The 20,002-nt window shown below is 54.8% G+C and carries 13 protein-coding genes; 8 read left to right on the top strand and 5 right to left on the bottom strand.

What is annotated here, in order from left to right; genetic code table 11:
- Positions 1 to 134: 134 nt before the first annotated feature.
- From ACNPN0_RS00360 to ACNPN0_RS00350, 3 genes are all read left to right on the top strand, one after another.
- A complete protein-coding gene (locus tag ACNPN0_RS00360; protein ID WP_448937359.1) occupies positions 135 to 4,922 on the top strand; it encodes a DEAD/DEAH box helicase in 4,788 nt (1,595 codons plus the stop codon).
- A gap of 217 nt (positions 4,923 to 5,139) precedes the next feature.
- Positions 5,140 to 6,507, top strand: coding sequence for a hypothetical protein (locus ACNPN0_RS00355; protein WP_400384341.1), 1,368 nt, complete (start codon positions 5,140 to 5,142; stop codon positions 6,505 to 6,507).
- Between the two features lie 875 nt (positions 6,508 to 7,382).
- Entirely contained in the window at positions 7,383 to 7,664 is a 282-nt protein-coding gene (locus ACNPN0_RS00350) for a hypothetical protein (RefSeq protein ID WP_448938514.1), read from the top strand.
- 214 nt (positions 7,665 to 7,878) lie between these two features.
- Here ACNPN0_RS00350 and ACNPN0_RS00345 read toward each other — a convergent pair whose 3' ends face one another.
- The 5 genes from ACNPN0_RS00345 to ACNPN0_RS00325 all read right to left on the bottom strand — a co-directional run bounded on the left by ACNPN0_RS00345 (position 7,879) and on the right by ACNPN0_RS00325 (position 14,643).
- Positions 7,879 to 8,313, bottom strand: a complete 435-nt coding sequence (locus ACNPN0_RS00345) for a hypothetical protein (RefSeq protein ID WP_448938820.1) — start codon at positions 8,311 to 8,313, stop codon at positions 7,879 to 7,881.
- A gap of 379 nt (positions 8,314 to 8,692) precedes the next feature.
- Complete coding sequence (locus ACNPN0_RS00340) at positions 8,693 to 9,133, bottom strand: hypothetical protein (protein ID WP_448938512.1); 441 nt, start codon at positions 9,131 to 9,133, stop codon at positions 8,693 to 8,695.
- Between the two features lie 240 nt (positions 9,134 to 9,373).
- Complete coding sequence (locus tag ACNPN0_RS00335) at positions 9,374 to 9,967, bottom strand: recombinase family protein (RefSeq protein ID WP_448938511.1); 594 nt, start codon at positions 9,965 to 9,967, stop codon at positions 9,374 to 9,376.
- A 400-nt stretch (positions 9,968 to 10,367) separates the two neighbouring features.
- Complete coding sequence (locus ACNPN0_RS00330; RefSeq protein ID WP_448938510.1) at positions 10,368 to 13,883, bottom strand: DEAD/DEAH box helicase; 3,516 nt, start codon at positions 13,881 to 13,883, stop codon at positions 10,368 to 10,370.
- Positions 13,873 to 14,643, bottom strand: coding sequence for a Hachiman antiphage defense system protein HamA (locus ACNPN0_RS00325; protein ID WP_448938524.1), 771 nt, complete (start codon positions 14,641 to 14,643; stop codon positions 13,873 to 13,875). Before ACNPN0_RS00325 ends, ACNPN0_RS00330 begins: the two co-directional genes overlap by 11 nt.
- A gap of 719 nt (positions 14,644 to 15,362) precedes the next feature.
- Between ACNPN0_RS00325 and ACNPN0_RS00320 the strand changes: the two genes are divergently transcribed.
- The 5 genes from ACNPN0_RS00320 to ACNPN0_RS00300 all read left to right on the top strand — a co-directional run bounded on the left by ACNPN0_RS00320 (position 15,363) and on the right by ACNPN0_RS00300 (position 19,862).
- Complete coding sequence (locus ACNPN0_RS00320; protein WP_448938509.1) at positions 15,363 to 15,908, top strand: hypothetical protein; 546 nt, start codon at positions 15,363 to 15,365, stop codon at positions 15,906 to 15,908.
- Positions 15,878 to 16,969, top strand: a complete 1,092-nt coding sequence (locus ACNPN0_RS00315; protein ID WP_448938508.1) for a Mu transposase domain-containing protein — start codon at positions 15,878 to 15,880, stop codon at positions 16,967 to 16,969. Before ACNPN0_RS00320 ends, ACNPN0_RS00315 begins: the two co-directional genes overlap by 31 nt.
- Positions 16,969 to 17,736, top strand: coding sequence for an ATP-binding protein (locus ACNPN0_RS00310; protein ID WP_060700394.1), 768 nt, complete (start codon positions 16,969 to 16,971; stop codon positions 17,734 to 17,736). Before ACNPN0_RS00315 ends, ACNPN0_RS00310 begins: the two co-directional genes overlap by 1 nt.
- Positions 17,737 to 17,974: 238 nt before the next feature.
- Entirely contained in the window at positions 17,975 to 18,589 is a 615-nt protein-coding gene (locus ACNPN0_RS00305) for an SLATT domain-containing protein (protein WP_448938507.1), read from the top strand.
- A 31-nt stretch (positions 18,590 to 18,620) separates the two neighbouring features.
- Entirely contained in the window at positions 18,621 to 19,862 is a 1,242-nt protein-coding gene (locus tag ACNPN0_RS00300) for a nucleotide-binding domain-containing protein (protein WP_448938506.1), read from the top strand.
- Positions 19,863 to 20,002 lie beyond the last annotated feature (140 nt).

Genomic DNA, 20,002 nt, shown 5'->3' with positions numbered 1-20,002 from the left:
CGGGACCCTAAACGTCTCGGATGAGCGACATTGAGTACCAAAGCTGTGCCACCACGGGGCTGATAATTAGCCACGCTTGGATGCGCATACCCCCAATTCCATATTTCGCTTTCCTACTGGCGATAATTGGAAGTATGACTGTTCAGACTTTTGCCAATGTCTTCGATGACCTCTACTTTTCAGCGACGAGCCAGCGGGACAAAGGCTCAAGGTTCGAACGTCTGCTCAAACGGTATTTGCAGGTTGAGCCGAAGTACGCGGATCAGTTCACCAATGTCTGGTTGTGGCAGGAATGGCCTGACCGCAACGGGCTCGTTGATACTGGCATCGATCTGGTGGCCGAAGACAGGTACACCGGCGAGTTGGTGGCGATCCAGGCGAAGTTCTACGACCCGGCCCGCCCGCTGCCCAAGCAGTCGATCGATTCTTTCTTCACCGAGCTGGGCAAGGCCCCGTTCACCGGCGGCATGATTGTCTCCACGACGGATAACTGGTCCAAGCACGCCGAAGCTGCTCTGCTTAACCAGTCCAAGCCGATCCAGCGGATCCGGTTGAAGGACTTCGAAGAATCGACCATTGACTGGTCCCAGTTCAGCCTCGAAGAACCTGAAGTCCTGGTCCAGCTGTCGGGCAAGCAACCCCGCAAGTACCAGCAAGAAGCCATCGACGCGGTGACGAAGGGGTTCGAACTGCATGACCGGGGCAAGCTCATCATGGCTTGCGGCACGGGCAAGACGTTCACCTCGTTGAAGCTCGTCGAGGAACAGGTGCCGGTCGGTGGATCGGTGTTGTTCTTGGTTCCGTCGATTGCCCTGCTGCAGCAGACGCTCAATGAGTGGACGGCCCAGGCGGATGTACCGTTGCGGCCGTTCGCAGTCTGCTCCGATGCGTCGGTCGGTCGAGCTCAGAACGAGGATGTCGCGGTCCACGATTTGGGGTTCCCTGCATCGACGGACCCGGTGAAGCTGGTGAACCGGTACAAGATCTCCACCGGCCAGGAGACTTTGACGGTGGTGTTCTCCACGTACCAGTCGATCGATGTGATCCATCAGGCCCAAGAACTGGGGTTGCCGGAGTTTGATTTGATCGTGTGCGATGAAGCGCACCGCACTACGGGCATTTCACAGTCCGGTGCTGATGACTCGGCATTCGTACGGGTCCATAACACCGAGTACCTGAAGGCCGCTAAGCGGCTATATATGACGGCAACTCCGCGGATTTATGTGGAGGATTCAAAGAACAAGGCTGCCAAGGACGGAGTGGCAGTCTACTCCATGGATGACGAGGCCACCTATGGCCCGGAGTTCCACCACCTCGGGTTCGGCCGGGCCGTGGAAATGGGGCACCTGGCGGACTACAAGGTGCTGATCCTCGCCGTCGATGAGGAATCAGTGGCGACCAGTTTCCAAGACCTGCTGGCCGACGACGGGGACATGAACCTGGATGATGTGGCCCGGATCGTGGGCTGTTGGAACGGGCTGTCCAAACGCGGGGTGAACGGCGAACGCCTGTCGATCACCGACACCACCCCGATGCACCGTGCGGTCGCGTTCGCCCGGAACATCAAGGAATCCAAGGCGCTGGCCGACCAGTTCGAGAAGGTCGGCCGGGAACTTTTGGTGAACCGCTCCGAGGGCGCGTCGAAGCTGAAGCTGGAAGCCGAGCACGTGGATGGCACGTTCAATGTGCTGGCCCGCTCGCAGCGCTTGGACTGGCTGCAGAAGGATTCCGGAGAGGACGTATGCCGGATCCTGACCAATGCCAAATGCCTGTCCGAAGGCGTGGATGTGCCGTCGTTGGATGCGGTGCTGTTCCTGAATCCGCGCAACTCCCAGGTGGACGTGGTGCAGTCCGTGGGCCGGGTGATGCGCAAGTCCACCGCTACGAACAAGGAGTACGGGTACATCATCCTGCCCATCGCGGTGCCGGCCTCCCAGGACCCGACGACCGCGTTGAACGACAATAAGAAGTACAAGGTCGTGTGGGATGTGTTGCAGGCGCTGCGTGCCCATGATGACCGGTTCGAAGCGATGATCAACAAGATCGACTTGGACAAGAAAGCCAACAAGACCATAGACGTGATCGGCGTCGGCGGAGAGGGCACGGAGAATGGCCCGGAGGGGAAGAGCGATCCAGGGACTACCGAGGCGCTGTTCACCATGGCGAACGCGTCCGAGTGGGAGAACGCGATCTTCGCCCGCATGGTCAAGAAGGTCGGGGACCGCCGCTACTGGGAAGACTGGGCCAAGGACGTCAAGGACATTGCCGACCGCCAAGTCACCCGCATTAACACCATCCTGGACGGTGCCGACCCGCGGCCAGCTGAGGAATTCGCGGTGTTCCTCGACGGGCTGCGAGGAAACCTGAATGATGGAATCACCCGAGCCGATGCCGTGGACATGCTGGTGCAGCACCTGATCACCAAGCCGGTGTTCAACGCACTCTTCGAGGACTATGACTTCGCCGGGCACAACCCGGTCTCCAAGGTCATGGACTCCATGCTTGAGCTGCTGGACTCCTACAACTTGGATTCGGAAACCGCGCACCTGGAAGAGTTCTACCGTTCGGTGCGCGTGCGCGCCGAGGGCATCACCGATGCAGCAGGGAAGCAGAAGATCATCACCGAGCTCTATGAGCGGTTTTTCAAGCTCGCCTTCCCCCGGGTGGCGGAGTCCTTGGGGATTGTGTATACCCCGATGGAGGTGGTGGACTTCATTCTGCGCGCGGTCAACGACGCGCTGGTCGAGCATTTCGGTGCCTCGATCACCGACGAGGGCGTGCACGTGTTGGACCCGTTCACCGGCACCGGCACGTTCATCGTCAGGTTGCTGCAGTCCGGACTGCTCGACCCGGAAGATCTTCTGCGCAAGTACACGCAGGAGCTGCACGCGAACGAGATCCTGCTGATGGCCTACTACATCGCGGCGATCAACATCGAAGCGACCTTCCACGCCCTGCAGCAAGAGCACGCTGCCGCTTCTGGACAGGCACCAGCAGCGATCGACTATGAACCGTTCGACGGAATCGTGCTGACCGATACGTTCCAGATGACCGAGGACGGCGACGTGCTGGACACGAAGGTATTCACCAGCAACAGCGACCGCGTCACCGAGCAGAATGCCTTGGATATCCGGGTGATCATCGGCAACCCGCCCTACTCGGTGGGGCAGAGCAGCGGTAACGACAACAACGCAAACCAGAAGTACCCGACACTGGACGAGTCAATCCGGGCCACGTATGCGGCGCGGTCCACAGCGACGAACAAGAACTCTCTGTACGACTCCTACATCCGCGCCATCCGCTGGGCCTCCAACCGCATACTGACCTCAGAGAACGGTGGCGTGGTCTGCTATGTCTCCAACGGTGGTTACATCGATGGCAACACCGCCGACGGGCTACGCAAAACCCTTACCACCGAATTCCACGACATCTATGTCTATAACCTGCGGGGGAACGCGCGTTCGGCGGGGGAGATGCGCCGCAAGGAGAAAGACAATATCTTCGGTGAAGGCTCGAAGACAACCGTGGCAGTCCTTCTGCTGATTAAACGTCCTGGGACAGTAGCTGAGCCGGTGCTGCATTACAAGGACATCGGGGACTACCACGACCGGAAGCAGAAGCTCGAACTGGTCAACCACGCAACCCTGCACAACTTGGACTGGGAGACGATCACCCCGAACCCGGAGGGCGATTGGATCAACCAGCGCGACCCCAACTACGACACCTACCCACCCATCGCCGAAAAGGGGAACCCGAAAACGATCTTCGCCATCCAGTCTGGCGGGCTGAAGACCAACCGTGATGCTTGGGTTTACAACTCCTCGGAAACCACGCTGCAGGGGAATGTCGAACGTATGATCGGTTTCTACAACAGTGAAGTGGACCGCTATGCGGCCGAGGGCCAGGGCCGTGCGGTAGACGACGTGATCAATACCGACCCGAGGAACATTAGCTGGAACCGCGCCGACAAGACCCAGTTGGCCCGCGACAATAAATACGAGGTTGATCCCAGAAGTTACCGGGTCGGTCAGTATCGGCCCTTCCAGAAACAACACGTCTATTTCAACCGCCAAGCAAACGACATGGTTTACCGGCTTGGCGAGCTGTTTCCAAACGTGGACTCTGGCAATGTGGGGTTCTATCTGACATCCCCATCGACTCACTACCCAACCTTCGAAATCTTGGCTACTAATTCCCTACCTGACCTTCATACCCTCGATACTGGACAGTTCTTCGCGCGTTACTCCTACACCGAAGCGGCGTCTGGGACGCTCTTTGACGAGCCTGAGCAGCGGGACAACATCACAAACTGGGCTCTGGCAGAGTATCAGTCGGCCTACGGCGATCAGGTCACCAAGGACGACATTTTCCACTATGTCTACGGTCTGCTGCATTCCACGGAGTACAGGGAGCACTACGCAGCTGACCTGAAGAAGCAGCTGCCTCGTATCCCACAGGTCGCAGGAGTGGAACGGTTCACCAAGTTTGCACAGGCCGGACGGGGACTAGCTGACCTACACATCAACTATGAGGACCTCACCCCATATCCGCTGAGTGAGAGAGTCTTACCGGGGGCACCGGAGAACGAGTATGAGCGGTTCGCAGTGACCAAGATGAAGTACGGTGGCAAAGCCGGGGCTTGGGACAAGACCAAGATTCGTTACAACCCGTTCATCGACATCGAAGGCATCCCGCTGTCAGCTCAGGAGTACATGCTCGGATCCCGCTCGGGGCTGGACTGGATCTTGGAACGCTACCAGGTGAAAACAGATAAGGCATCGGGGATCGTCAATGATCCTAACGTCTGGTCCCGGGAGCAGGGACAGCCACGGTACATTATTGACCTCATCGGACGGATTGTGGCATTGAGTTTGGAAACCAACCGCATCGTTAAAGAACTGCCGAATTTGGAGATCGACTAAACTTCATCTGCAACATTTTGGAGAATGCTATTTCGGCCGAAAACGATCGCTTTTGGTGTCCGTATGAGGCACCTTCACCGGGCATTTTTGCGGGAGCTATATACAGGACACCCTCAAAGTACGTGCTTTCAAAGATCTTAGTCAGAGTGGGGTCCTCTCTGTAAGCGGGCTGTCTTGCGGGCGGACACTTACTACGCGAGGAGGTAGCGTAGGTGCCATGGGAATTTTCAGCATTTGGAAGGAACTTGGTTTCGAAGCCAATCCGTATAGCCAGACCACTTTGCGGGCCGACGCCTTAGGCGATCGATTGCTGGCTGGCAGAGACAAAGAAATTGAGCTCCTCATCAGAGAGCTTGGAGATTCCGGAGCCCACCCTTCAGTAGAAGGACCGATCGGTGCCGGGAAGACAAGCATGATCAATGTCGCCATCTACCGGATGCATCAGCTAAGCATTGAAGCCAATGCACAGGAGCTCTATCTACCTGCGGTGGGCGACTTCCAGCCCCTCGAGAGCGCGGCGCAGTTTGAACGTGATCTTTACTATGTCCTGGCACAGACACTTATCAAACACCAGGAGGATTTTGGAAGGGTCGGCCTGCCTACGCCTGATGTTCGGCTGATGGACCGATGGCTTAACGATTACCAGTACACGAGCAAGGGTGGCGGTGCTTCGACACCTCTTGGCGGTGCACAGGCGAATTGGGGTTCGGAGCCCAATCCCGTTGTAACCGAGTCAGGATTCCAGAGGAATGTTCGTCAGTTGTTGGATGAATGTTTCCCGGAAGAGAGCTCCGGCGGCATCGTCTGTGTGCTGGACAACCTCGAAATTCTTCAAACCGGAGGTAAGGCTAGAGAAACCCTAGACGAACTCCGAGACAAGGTATTCAATCTTCCCCAAGTACGGTGGGTGATTTCTGGATCACGAGGTATCGTCTCCCGAGCAAAAACCGAGAAATTGAGTGGCGTGATGCTCGATCCAATGATCCTCAAGCCCATCGGAGACACCGCAGCTGCTGATGCAATCACGCGCAGAATTCAAGAATATGGAACAGAATCTGCGGTCGCACCGGTTTCTCCGGACGCTTTCGACTTTCTTTATCAGACGTTCAATCGCAACCTGCGCGAGGCATTAGCGCGAGCTGGCGTCTTCTCTCGATGGTTTCATGACCACTACGTTGAGAACCTGGACGAAGCAATCCCAGACGTCCCAGACCGAGATGCTTTGGTGGAAAGCTGGCTGATGGACATAGCCGAGCTAGGTAATGAGAATGCTAAGTCTGTCCGTCCTCGCCATTGGACTTTCTTCGAGCAAATCTGCGCTAACGGAGGAAGAGCGGGTAGTAGTGAATTCGAAACCTATGGCTTCAACGCACCCAACCTGTCCACAGCGGTCACGGAGTTGGTGAATGCAAATCTCATGGTTCGGGAGTTGGATCCGGACAATGCTCAAAAGTCGATTAACTCAGTGACGCCTGCGGGATGGCTAGTCTACTTCTTTCGCAAAAACTTTCCGACACCCGAAGAAACCGACCCAGAGACTGAGGATGACGTCCTTGCCGATGGGAGCGGTGTCAATCAGCAGTAAATAAGCAGTATCCACGAGTGATCTCGTCCGTGGGTCGTGGTTCTCAGGAGCAGACTAGATCTGGTGAGATCCCTCTTGCACATTGATCCAATCTCTTTGCCTACGACCCATGGGACGAGGTCTGGTTCGAGGATAGTGTCCATGGAATTTTGCATTTGGTTTCGCTCGGTCATAGTCGGGTCCATCAACCGATTCTGTAGGTTCGCAGGAGTGATGACTGGCGTCCGCGCGTGTATGTGACCGAACGCATCGTGCGCAGACCTGATGAAAATCCGCTTTTAGGAACTGCGAACTGTCCAGATCACCGCTCTCCTTACGAGACACCACAAACGATCATTTATGGGACGCAGGATCAACTGCTCGCGCATTATCCGTCAGTGAGCGGCTTCGCAGTCTTTTCAGATTCCCGAAACCTGATTCCGGAACGGTATTTCCCACAATCCATGGTCAGTGGTTTACGGGATGCAGCTGACCTCAGATTTTTTGGCTGATTTTTAGATTTTTGAGTCGTGCCCGAAAGAGGTTGTGTCTCCAATGCTTCCGTCTTGCGGTCCACCGTGAATAGAGGATATTGACCGCGAGGAGAAACACGGCCATTCGGATGCCTCAAATGGCTGTTCACGGGAACCGGGCGAAGAACTGCCGGTGAGGCCTGTGTCATGGCGTAGCATGCCGGTGTTCCTTTAGGCTTGGCCGGGGCAATCCCATTTCGCTTTACCTCGGTGCGCGCGTCCTGCACTTCAGCAAAGACCGATCTCTCTTGGCTGGTCACGGTTCTTGTGGGGTTGCTGAGTAAATTTCTCCGGTCTTGACCTATACCTGTTACCCGGCAGTAAGGTCAGAGGCTATAGAACTATTGGACAACCCAGGAGTTCATGTTGAACACCCACCGCAAAGACATTCATCTGTCTCTCTCACCTGACCAGTACGATGACTTGACCAGCGCTTTGGAGACCCACCTTAACGGGTTACACCAGTTCGCCAAGGAGTCGGCTTTAGGTTTCGGTTTAGAGACCACTTATTGGTCTCACCGCGTTGCAGAAGTCCAAGGACTGCTCGAAGCTGTGCATCGTCTCGCGGCAGGAGAAAACCCCGACGCGGTGAATCAAGACCTGCAGCGCCTTTCCCCCGATTCACATGAGCATCCGCACTCGTAGCACGCACCACAGGCGTGCTCGATTAATGAAGCGAAAGCGGAGCCTGAACCTGTTCAGCTTTCGAAGCTGAACGAGGCTGATCAAACCGGTGATAGAGCGGCGCAATAAAAGACTTACTGGTAGAGAGCTACGGATTTAGCTGTGCGGCATGGCCGATGACTGGCCTTCAGCCGCAATGCTCCTTTCTCTGCCATCCGATAGTGTGCGGAAAGGGTCAGAGGCTCAAGCGCTGCCCGTAGCTTTTCGTGTCTGACGCTGGGTGGAATACCGGGATGGGCAGTGCCACTGCGCAGGAATCCCAATACTTTACTCGGAAAGTTACCGCGCCTTGATTCTCTGTGCGAGCAAAAAGCTCTGGGATGTGAGTTGTAGCTTCCTCCGGATCGACTGACTTCAATACGGGGTTCGGCGTGGAAACATAGAGGAATTTAAGTTCATCAGAGCCAGCGTCGAGCATGGCGACCAACGCGGATCGCCCGTGCATGGATACCATGCCCATGACGTCGTTGAGAAGTTCGGCAGGATCAGCCATGACCACTGGCATTCCCTGAGCCCAGCCGTGCGCGGCGAGGTGTGCGCGTCCTTCACGTGATCCGAGCAGATCGCTGACGCGTTCGGCAGTTTGCGTTCTTACGAGACGTCCTGGCATTGGTACTACCTCCACTGTGTTCTTGAGTCTTCCGAGTGATCCCCATCAGCTTGGAACAAGACACAACGCAGACTGGCTGCCTGTCGCTGCGGTTCTTAGTGTGTTGTTTCCACCCTAGGATGATCGGCGCAACAACGCTACCGATTCAGGTAAACGTTAATAAAAGTTCACGTCAACTCATCAATTGGCAGTTTTTAAGGAACCGCATTGCCTGTGGAAAGAAAATGTGAATTGACGGAAGAATGCCGAAAATGACTAGTCAGACAGGCAAAGGCTGGGGGGCCGCGCGTTGCTCAGAGCGCATATGAAGCGTCGAAATTGGGGATCGGTGAGGATTCTCAGAAATTTAAGAGGTTTGACTAGGGAATTGGCGCAAGGCTCAGCGATTATCAGATGACAGCTGGGCATCCGCCGCGTGGTTGTCGTTGCTGACGTAGAGGGGGATCTGGTGAAGCGCGGCGCTATGAGCCCAGAAATGGACGCGAAAGGGCATAAGCCTATTCTCGCTGTGCCTAATGCAGAGTTCCGCGAGCGTAGTTCCCGATGGCAGAGGAACAACTCTGGTGAAGAGGGGGCTGGGGATGGTGACATGCCACAGTTGCAAGGCGTCAGTTTGAGCGTTGGTGAGCGCCAGAAGCACAGCCCGTCCATGGACGGAAACAAACCCCATGACGTCTTCCACCAGCTCATCTCGGTGGGCAAAGACTACTGGCATGCCTTCCACCCATCCATACGCGGTGAGGTGCCTTTGAGTTATAGGGTAGTGCAGCAGCTCGTTGAGACGTTGGGTGGCGGGGGTATGTAGTTCGGGCGTGTTCATATCTTCCTCCATTGGGGGCAGCGTGCCCTAAGCTGACCGACCACGAGCTTTACTGAATTTTATTCAGGTACGTTCCCCGGTTTCGCCTCTGACGCTCGGTAATCTTTGTGGAGTGATCTTCTGAGAATACTCCTAACTTGGGAAAGAGGGTATTCAATCGGCGGAAGACTTTGGGCGTCTCATTGCCGGCAAACTTAAGGGGATGGCCCAGGCTCGATGACGTCGATCTCTATGAATGAACTAATTGGTGTGAAGCTTGTCCATTTTATTGATACGTCGGTAGAGGGTGGCTCGGGACATGCCCATGTCTTTGGCTACTTGGGTTGCTGGTTCGCCGGCCTGGATGAGTTTTGCCGCGGTACGGATCTGCGATTCGGTGAAGGTGGGCCGACGGCCGCCGAGATCGCCGCCGGTGGTGCGGCGTTTGGTGACGGAGTCGTTGATGCGTTTCCGTTTGATTTCCAGCTCCATCTGCGCGAGTGCGGCCATGACGGTGAAGACCATGGCACCCATTGGGGTTTTGGTGTCCACGTCACCGCCGCCTAAGTTCAGCACCCGTAAACCAATATTTCGCTCACGAAGTTCTACGGCTAATTCGAGCATTTTTTGGGTGGAGCGCCCAAGCCGGTCCAAGGTGGTGATCACGAGCGTGTCGTTCGGGTGCAGCGATTCGAGCGCCTTACCGAGTCCGGGCCGCTTCGCCAATGCGCCGGATAGGCCGTGGTCGATATAGAGGTCATCGCGCCGGACCCCAGCCGCAAGAAGATCCTGGATTTGCCGGTCGGCGTCTTGGGCTTTCGTTGATACGCGGGCGTATCCGATCAGTTTGGTCATCGGTCCTTCGAAAGTGTCTCGCAACTAATGGTGTTGACCTGATTTTACGTCATTGGTTGCGACACATGGTTGCGAGAATTTCGAACCGTTGAGTTTCCGCGAATTTTTCATCAGGGGAGTGGTAGGTGGTGAGACGTCTTGCAACCTATAGGATTCGAGACGAGTAGCTTTCGAGATACCAAGCTCCCTGGGAAGAAATGCGACTGGAGCGATTGGTTTCGGCTCGAATGCCCACATGCCCCACCCTGATGAGGGTGAGCCAATCATTTAATGGAATCAACCGTGCTGGGCAGATCCCAAAGACGTTGCCCTAACATCGCTTCGTCTGTTTCTTGGCAGCAGCTAAGACCCAAGCGTGAAACATTTCACCGAATTATCTCGCGAGGGCGTATATCTCGGGCTAGTCCGAACTCTGTGGATTCCCGGAGGGGAAGAGATCCCGGGGACCGCGATACATCAAGCGGATCCCTTGAGATTTAGGTATACGTTTGGCGCGAAGAATCCCGAGTCTCTCAGGGTTTATCTGGACATTGGCCTCGCCGAGGAGATCAAAGCCAGGTGTCCAGATTTGGACAGTGTTTGCGTCACGGACGGTGATCCGAAGCCATGCATTTGGTGTGGGAATATCTCCATGCCACCTAACATCTTCAATATCTTCATTGCTACGCGTCCACTGGTGGAAACGTGGGTGGCGGACGAGTAACACAAAATCCTCCCATGCCGCTCTAGATTCGGGGCTTGGCCACGTTGCGTTCGATGCGTACTCTGCTGCAAGGTCGTCAATCCACTGGCGCATTTCTGCTGTTGAGTCGAAGCTTCCCCCAGTGCTGAGGACTGCGTTTACAGCGGCAATTCGATGGTCAAATCCGGACCGGATGAGAACCGATGCCGACCGATTGAAAGTTCCGGTCTCGATTGCGGTGACCGCCGCACCATCTAACATCTCGGCGACAGCATTACCTTGGGCTATCTCAAAGACTCGGGCGGCCTCCATACCCCAGACCAATCGATAGGACAGGCCTGATTCGACGAAGCGTGCAATTGCGACATGATCCCCGGGGAGGTCCGCAAGGCTCAGTCCTTGGACCCAGTGACGAAGCACGTTGCTCCTGTCATCGACCGCGGCCTCAGGGGAAAATGTGTCCAGGCTGAAGATAGCATCAGAAATCGCGACGAGGCGATCGGATGCAGCAATATGATTACCAATAACGAGATCATCTTCGACTTGGTTCATCAGGTTGACCACATGCCCTGAGATCTCGGACAAACTGTTCCCGGCCTCGGCTCCCATACCAGCAAGATACCAGCCGCGACGTTGAGAAGGCGTGGATGTGCGCCATAAATGTCGGACCCGACCTGTCACCAATTGGCGTACCGCAGTGGCGACAGCGCTCTCTCGGCGATTTAGTTGGCGCTCCCATAGCGAGTCAACGAGAGCATGAGACAGTACCTGTGTGGCGGCGTCCGAGTCTGCGTCGTAAGCGTCGTCTCCAATAATGCTGAAAATGGAGATATCTAGCAAAGAGAGGTCGGATTTCCATTTGGTAGCGGCGGTCGCCTGCTCTGCATCCGACTCTTGATGCAGGACCGGAAGGGTCCAATCCGGCCCACCCGTCAGATAGTTCAGGAAGGACTCGATGGGGTCGGCACCGCGGGATTTATACATACGCCTGAGCAGCGAAATTCCGACCTGGATGAGTCCCGAGTCAAGAGCCTTGCCTCCTTCGCCTTGAGTTAACTGCAACCAGTCCCGTCGTAACTGCTCCCGCTGGTACCGCCGTGGCTCGAAAATCGGGTAAAGCACCAGCCCTTCGGTATCTACGAATGCGCGCCCTGCGCGACCGATCACGTTGGAGAAATCGGATCCCGTTATCCGCTCGCGGCCACGCTTAAGCCCATGGAACAGGACTACCGAGGCCGACAGATTGAGTCCTTGGGCGAGGGTCGGGGAGGCAATAGTGACCTTCAATTTGCCATCGTGGAGAAGCTTCTCCACTTCCCTGCGGAACGGTCCCGGAAGGGCTCCGTGGTGGATCGCAACGCCGAGCTCGAGGCATTTTAGGATCGGGTGATCGACACCGAACCATTCGGAACCCACAATGAGAGCCCTGCTCAGATCGACGCGATCGGGCAGGACAGAGGAGATGAATCCTTGTCTGTGTAAATTGATGATTGCACGCGCATAAGGCTCAACCGAGTTACGCTGCGGGCAAAATACGAGCACAGTTTGTTTCTCCTCGACTAAGCGCCACGCTGTAGCAATAACTAACTCCCGCTGGTCAGCGGGGAAAAGCCTTTTTCGCTTTCCCGACGGCCGGATTGCCTCGAGATATCGGGGAATAAATGGCTGGTCAGAACCTAAAGTAATTGTCAGCCGCGCGTGGTCACTTATCCATTCAACGAGTCCAAAGCGCTGCAGGGTCGGGCGCCAAGTCTCCTGATGCAAGCCCTGAGGATCTTCATTAGTGATCCAAGCAACGAAGTCCTCCAAATCTCTACCGGAAGGGAACACTGCGGATAGGCAGACGATTCGACGAGTTGAAGCGTCCGCGCGGCGTAACAGCCTTTGAATTTGGGCTTCATAACGCACTTCTCTCTCCGATGCACCAATCATGTGTCCCTCGTCGAGCACAACTAGTCCGACGTCGTCTAATACAGAGGGATCGGATCGAAGCGCGAAGTCAAGCTTTTCCGGGGTGGCAACGACTATTGCGCTCGAGCGCAACGTATCGTCGTCTACGTCGCTGATTCCCGCGCTACCGTATAGCGACGACACTCGTACTCCGAGGGGGCCGAACGTTCTTGCCAGGATCTGCTCGGTCTGGGCCGAGAGCGCCCGAAGCGGGGTGACGTAGACGATGCGCTGTTCTTGCGCTAAGCACGCCAGTATTGCTAATTCGGCAATGCGCGTCTTACCAGAGCTTGTAGGAAGGGAGACGACTAGATCGCGTGCTTCGGAAAAAATCCGGTTCACAATGTGGAGCTGCGACGGCCATAAGTCTATCTCGGATCGTCCTCTTGCAAGGAGATTTTCGATGTAGGTGCGACGCAGGTAACGCCATCGGGATGCTTTGTCCTCGGCACCGACTGGCGGTGCGACCGGAACATTCGAGCTGATGCTGGTATTGAACAAGTCAGCAAGCATCAGATGGGTGAGCCGGTAAACCCACCAAGGCCCGGAAGCGCTCACGTCCATTGAAGCACGTTCCCCTAGAACCATATTCTCCAGCGAGATAGCTAGAAGCTCGCGGTCGCCGACCTCAATTGCAAACAGGCCTGTGGACACGGACGAAAGATAGTTCTCGCTGAGCAACAGCGCGATGGGCCCAAGTGGATCATCTTCAGGAGTACCCTCCCCGGAGAGAGAAGCCAGGAGGGCACCATCCGAAACTTCTGCAGAAGAGCGCATTAGCCGCGTTCGTTCCTCGATAGCATCGAGATTGCGCATTATCAGATCAGCCAGGGTTAACTCCATTGGCGTCATCTGGCCGGATTCGCGACACCCTTCCATCAGCGAGAAGGCACGTGCGGCGTAACCACCGAGATGGCTGGCTGCTCCCGCAATGAGTCGATGGAACATCATATCGGGAGCGTTCACGATGTTGCGAGTGGCTGCTTCTAAGGCGTATGAGCTTTGAATAAACGACAGCCGGGCAACCTCGGCTTGACTGGTTGCTTCATCACTGTCGTCTACTTCAATCTGGTCAAGTAGGTTCAGTCCGTCGGCGAGGAGCGCATAACCATAGTTCAAGAGGTCGGCGTCAAGGAAGGGACTAAACTCCGGTGAGCCGGCAGGAAGTACACCGTCCCGACGAATCATCGACTGGGTTTGCCCGCGAGCCAGTAGGCGTCCACGGAAGCTCGAATCCATGGCGGCTCCGAGATTATGCAAAAGAGTCTGCGCGTCACGAGTCATTGCCGACTACCCCGTCATAGGAATCGCTGATGAACTTCTGGTGATGCTGGACCTGCAGCCTGATAGTCAATTGAGGGATGGCGCCAGGGTACGCCTGGAGATCTGCGCTGATGTGTGTGCTTGGGTCGTTGCTCGTCAGTAAAAACATCAAATGACTTACTTGGTCCGGCCTCAAACCCTTGGTCAACTGCACATGGAGTATCGCTTCTCCAACCTGACTATCAGATGACTTTAGGAGCCGGTGAGCAAATTGGGACAACGACTGAGGAGACGGCATTTCGTCGTGGCGGGAGAGCCCCTCTCTGGCCTGCGTGATTACTGCTTTGCCGATGCTAACACCACTTTTGGCTTCCCCTTTGACCAAATGCAATTTTGATCCGCCACGAACAGTTGCGGCGAGCACGTCGTCACCCCTCATTGCCCACTCCTGGTGGTCGCGGTCGATAAGCCGGCTAGGTCCAACGACGTAACCAAGCTCATCAGCTAGATAGGCCGTCGCCAAAATCTCACCCATATCACCGGATCGGGCGCTCTTTTTTGTTGGCAACCGATCGCGGAGAAACGTTGCCAACCCAGGCTTTCCATACCGTTCGGCAATCAATGTAAGAGCTGTCGTATCAGCGTAGGCGTCGGGAAGCTTGGAAACTAGGAGCTCAATTCCTATAGCATCGTCCTGAGAGTCGATGTTTCCGACCTCTTTGGCAACTGCTTGATCGGCGATCTTAGTCCGTGCGCGGATTGAGCACCAACCCTCGAACATATTCACGACGTTTACCCCCATAACCGTGCAGGCTGGAAACCCACATTCAACAGAATTTTCAATGAAAAATGCCCTGTCTCAGGCAAAGTGATCTGCTGTGCTCACCTAACCCATAGATTTCCTAATTCTCTCCCAGAACCGGCAACCGTGTCTCGTTCCGGAGGCGTGTCAGCGAAGCAACTCTCACACCGGCCATCCAAGGAAGGGCGTAATCCGGATGCCCCTCGCGCAGCAGGTCTCCCGAGTAAGGTGTTGCATTCTTATTCAGTATTATTTCACTCGGATGGTGTGCCTCTTATCCTTTCGTCAATTCCCTATTTTTACAAATGTTTGCGGCACATTAGACGTCTCGGAACTGATGAGTTGCAAGAAATACGAATCAAAAAACTGAGGAATCAGTCAAAAATTCTGGAGGTTTGAAGTCGGTGTCCCCGATCTCCACCTACCGAGGTAGTGCTCGGAATCCTGCCTGTCGGTAATGTCATCTACTCTATGTTGGAGCGTCACCAAGAGCTCATTTGATAAGTTTGGGTTCTACCCATCGGAGAACTTACATATTGCCGAATAGCGCTTCCGGGTACTTCTGTTCTTGCAAGAAGGTACTGCTGTTCTGCCTAGATGGTACGGGTGGTCACCGAGCGTTGATTTTCTAGTCATGGATATTCCCCGATGTGAACCACACAAGGTTCCACGGAGTATCCCTGACCCAAGGAGAATCCTTGAAAATGGATTATCGGCGCATCATGCAGATGCTCTTCGATGGATACACGTACACGGAAATCACGGCCGCGATGAACTGTTCTCGAAGAGATATTTCAGCAGCCAAGAAAGCCATCGATACCCACCAGATCACCGCACAGAACCTCGCTGGGATCACCCACGCCAGATTGGTGGAGATCTTCCCGGACCGGCGCAAAGTGATCAGCTCGAACTATTCGGAGCCGGACTTCGCCCTGGCTGCCGAGCAGCTGCAGCGCAATCGGTTCTTCACGCTGCAGCAAGCCTGGGTGAAATACACGGATCTGGATGATGGGCTGAAGAAATACGGCTATTCCCAGTTCTGTTCGAAGTTCCACCAGCACGCGCTGACGCATGATTTGGTGGCGACGCTGCAGCATGAGCCGGGCAAGGCCATGTTCGTTGACTGGGCTGGTCCAACCTTGACGGTGGTTGACGCGGTGACTGGCGAGCAGTTCAAGCGTTCTTCTTCGTCGCCTCGTTGCCCTTCTCGTCCATGGTGTTCGCCAAGGCGTTTACGAGCATGAGGCAAGATGCATGGAATCAAGCCCATGCTGACGCGTTGGAGTTCTTCGGCGGCGTTCCGCAAATGATCGTTCCAGATAATGCGAAGACTGCCACCCACTTCCGGCAGGACCGACGCACCGGTGCCAAGGGCGGTGCCCGCGAAGTGGTGGTCACCAAGTCCTACGCTGCGTTGGCTGATCACTATGGGACAGCGATCGTGCCGGCACGGCCGGGCAAGCCCCGCGACAAGGCCCATGTTGAGCGGATGGTGCAGGTCATCGAAACAATGGTCCTGGGGTATCTGGCCGATGCGGACTTCGAGAGCTTCGAGCAGCTCAACGAGGCAGTGCAAGACAGGCTGGAACATGTGAATTCCAAAGTGCACCGCACCAATGGGATCAGCCGGGCCGAGCTGTTTGCCAGTTCAGAGAAATCCTTGCTCAGACCCTTGCCACCGCACCGGTTCGAGCAGGTTGAATACAAGCAGTTGAAGGTGGGCCCGAATTATCACGTGCATTGCGATTACCAGTATTACTCGGTTCCGTATCAGCTGGTCGGGCGCACGTTGAGCACGCAGCTGACGCAAACCAAGGTGACGTTGATCGACGGGACGCTCGTGGTGGCCGAGCATCCGCGCCTGGGCGGACGGCGAGGCCAGCATTCCACGCTGGAAGCCCACGTTCCGCCGCAGCATAAGGATGTTTCCGGTCTTTGGAGCCGGGAGTGGTTCATCGCTCATGCCCAGTCTTTCGGCCCTGCAACCGTGGATGTCATCACGGCCGTGTTGGATCGTGCCGTTGTTGAAGCGCAAGCATTTGTCGAGTGCCGCAATATCGTCAAGGGGTTGGGGGTCAAGCACCGTAGCTTGCTGGAGCCAGCCTGTGAGTATCTGTTGGAGCGCGGTGGATATTCCTCATACAGCGGGCTGAAGCGGATCATCGCAACGATGGCCCAAGAAGAAAAGCAGCGGGGGACTGCGGGTCCGGTTCCGGAAGCCGCCAAGGACTTGTCCGCGGAATCTGAGCGACTGCGTGAATTCGTCAGGGCGCCTGGCTATTACTCGATGGGCGGTGGCCAGTAATGCTCAGCGACGCAGACCAGAAGAAGATCAAGGACTTGCGGCTGACGGCCTTCGCGCAGAAGTTCTTCGAGCTGACCGGCGAACAAGCCAACGAGCGGCTGACCCCGGAAGAAGTGTTCATGCAGGCTGTTGAGCATGCGGTCGATACACGTCGAGGCCGGCGGATCGACAAGTTGATTTCACAGGCCGGATTCCCGTTGCCGACCGCATCGATTGCCCAGATCCATTATCTTCCCGGCAGGAAGATTGATGAGGCCAGGATGCGCCGGTACCTGAGCCATGAATGGCGGGCTGATCCGAAGAACCTGTTGATCATTTCACCAACGGGCGGCGGCAAGACGTACTTGGCGTGCGCGATAGGGGTGGCTGCCTGCCATACCGAGCACACGGTGTTTTATCGTCGGATGGACGATTTGGTCAGGGACTTCCGGCTTGCGCGGGAAGATGCCCGTGATTACCAACGGCTGCTGATCAAGCTGCGTACTGTTGACGTGTTGATCATTGACGATTTCATGACTGTGGGTATTGACCAGCAAGGGGCCAGTGAACTGTTTGCGGTGCTTTCTGACCGTGAGTACACGTTGCCGACGATTATCGCTTCGCAGACTGATCCGGAGTATTGGGTTTCGGTAATCCCGGACAGGATTGCCGGGGATTCAATAGTGAATCGGTTGGCCACGAATACCAGGTGGTTGCCTCTTGGAGCGTTGGACATGCGTAAGCAACTTGGAGATCAGGCCCGAAAATCCAAGGACTTCTGGGAATAGGTTTCGAAGCCCTGAATACTCCTAGGTCCTTGATGATCCTCGGGGCCTGATGGCTCAATCATATCGTTCTGGGTCCGACACGCGCCGGGCTCAGAACGATGCCAATGCCGATGTAGCGGTACCAACAAGCCGGAATTGCGGTACCCGGTAGGTGGAATCGAGCCGTACCAAGTCGCCGGAACGGGCGTACCATTTCGCCCAATTCGGCACATATTGGCCTATATAGAAAGAGCGATACTTGGACAACAATTCTTCACCTTTATTTAGTGATGAACGAGCTCTGCTCCTCGCCCAGATTCGAGAAATCTATGGACGAATTGCGTATGTACACAAGACCCATGAGAAGCAGGCGGATATCTGCTCGAACCTTGATCGGCGACAGCGAGGAGTAAAAGTTGTTTTAACAGCCGTAAGCTCTGGTGCGTTCCTCGTATCTCTTAGCGGGTTGCTGCTTGAGGAGCAATGGGCGGCTCTTGCGACTTCGTTTATCGCTGTTTTGGTGACTGCATCAAGCATTGGGGACAAGACGTTTAAGCACGGTGAAGAAATGCAGCAGCACCGCGATACTGCCGCGAAGCTTTGGAGCTTACGTGAATCCTATTTGTCGCTGATCGTAGATCTAAAGGGATCACTGTCCAGCGTTGATGAAATACGCAGAAGGCGGGAGAGCCTTCAAGAAATGACGGAGAAGGTCCTTGCTGATGCGCCACGAACTACTCCTAAAGCGTATTCGAAGGCACAAGAAGGACTAAAGCTCAAAGAAGACCTGACGTTCGCGGAACGTGAGATAGACCTACTTCTCCCTGTGCAGCTTCGAAATGGAAAAGAGACCGGCTTTGAATCAGACAAGTGAAATTTTCGAGGGGCTAATCTCCAATCTCAAAGTGGACAACAACGAAACGATTGTGGTCCGTCGTGATGAGGTAACTAAGAAGCTCAACAAAGAGTTCCGCGGATTGGAAGGCTCGACATCTAACAGACTCATGGCAGGTTCTTACGGACGCTCAACTGCTATTAAAGGGATTTCTGACCTTGATCTGCTCTACATCCTTCCTGCCTCGATTCGTCCTACATATGAGAAGGAAGGAGGATCTTCAAAAGTCTTAGCGCGCACGCGGAAATCCATCCAAGACAGGTACCCGACGACGACTGTGAAGGTCGACAGACTTGTGGTCGTGGTCGAATTCGCTAGTTTCATGTTCGAAGTTCAACCTGTATTCGAGAATGCCGATAGATCGTTCTCCTATCCAGATACGTATAGCGATTCATGGAGAGTTACGAAACCTCGGGAAGAGATCGAGTCGATCAGCGTGGATGACATATTGGCTAATGGCAATCTACGGCGCCTCTGCAAATTAGCTCGCTCATGGAAGAACAGACACGGGGTCGGGATTGGAGGTCTGCTAATTGACACTTTGGCGTACAACTTCATGCAAAAGTATCCAGATTACCGGAAAGTAGGATACATAACGTATGACCAGATGGTCCGAGATTTCTTCCTGTATTTATCTGAAGAAGAAGACCATGAATTTTATGCCGCTCCCGGCAGTCGCCAGCGAGTTAGAGTCAAGAAAAAGTTTCAGCGTAAGGCAAAAAGAGCTTACGAGCTTTGCAACGAAGCAATCGCTGCAAATGGTCAAAAAAATGCATATAAAAAATGGCGCTCCGTCTTTGGAATTTCAGTACCCAACGTATCGGGAGTTGAAGAATCACTCTTGGCAAGTGCATTCAACAACACCGAAGAGTTCATAGAAGATAAATACAGAGTAGATGTCCGCTATAACGTGTCCATCGACTGCACCGTTACTCAGGATGGATTTCGGCCATTGTCACTGAGGAGTATTCTCGCCTCGGTTAGGAGTCTCTCGCCGAACAAACAGCTGGACTTTAAGATTGTGGAATCCGACGTACCCGAGCCATACGACGTCCGGTGGAAGGTGCTTAATCGAGGACCCATAGCCGAAAGGAAGAATTTAGCACGAGGTCAAATAATTCTTCCAAATCGAGGCTATGAACGTCATGAAGTCACCAGTTTCAGAGGAGACCATCACGTTGAGTGCTTCATTCTCAAGAACGATGTAGTCGTGGCCAGGGACGAAATCTTAGTTCCCATCTATTCAGAATGATGTGAGTGCTTCCCGAAGCATAATTTGAAGTCTTTTTGACTGCTGACGTTGGAATGAACATCACTCATATGATTTAAATTCGCCACGTTGATTTGAGCGTCAGAATAGATTTTCGGTGAAGCACGGACCTTCGCAATGCT

This window comes from Glutamicibacter sp. AGC84 (assembly GCF_053543575.1).
Note: the sequence above shows the minus strand (reverse complement) of the source record. Positions and strands in the feature narration are given on the sequence as shown.

Excerpts from the sequence above, each read along its gene's own strand:
- ACNPN0_RS00325 (WP_448938524.1), bottom strand. The coding sequence starts at position 14,643 with ATGTTCGAGGGTTGGTGCTCAATCCGCGCACGGACTAAGATCGCCGAT.
- ACNPN0_RS00355 (WP_400384341.1), top strand. The coding sequence starts at position 5,140 with ATGGGAATTTTCAGCATTTGGAAGGAACTTGGTTTCGAAGCCAATCCG.
- ACNPN0_RS00310 (WP_060700394.1), top strand. The coding sequence starts at position 16,969 with ATGCTCAGCGACGCAGACCAGAAGAAGATCAAGGACTTGCGGCTGACG.
- ACNPN0_RS00350 (WP_448938514.1), top strand. The coding sequence starts at position 7,383 with ATGTTGAACACCCACCGCAAAGACATTCATCTGTCTCTCTCACCTGAC.
- ACNPN0_RS00315 (WP_448938508.1), top strand. The coding sequence starts at position 15,878 with ATGGTGTTCGCCAAGGCGTTTACGAGCATGAGGCAAGATGCATGGAAT.
- ACNPN0_RS00345 (WP_448938820.1), bottom strand. The coding sequence starts at position 8,313 with ATGCCAGGACGTCTCGTAAGAACGCAAACTGCCGAACGCGTCAGCGAT.
- ACNPN0_RS00340 (WP_448938512.1), bottom strand. The coding sequence starts at position 9,133 with ATGAACACGCCCGAACTACATACCCCCGCCACCCAACGTCTCAACGAG.
- ACNPN0_RS00330 (WP_448938510.1), bottom strand. The coding sequence starts at position 13,883 with ATGACTCGTGACGCGCAGACTCTTTTGCATAATCTCGGAGCCGCCATG.
- ACNPN0_RS00360 (WP_448937359.1), top strand. The coding sequence starts at position 135 with ATGACTGTTCAGACTTTTGCCAATGTCTTCGATGACCTCTACTTTTCA.
- ACNPN0_RS00335 (WP_448938511.1), bottom strand. The coding sequence starts at position 9,967 with ATGACCAAACTGATCGGATACGCCCGCGTATCAACGAAAGCCCAAGAC.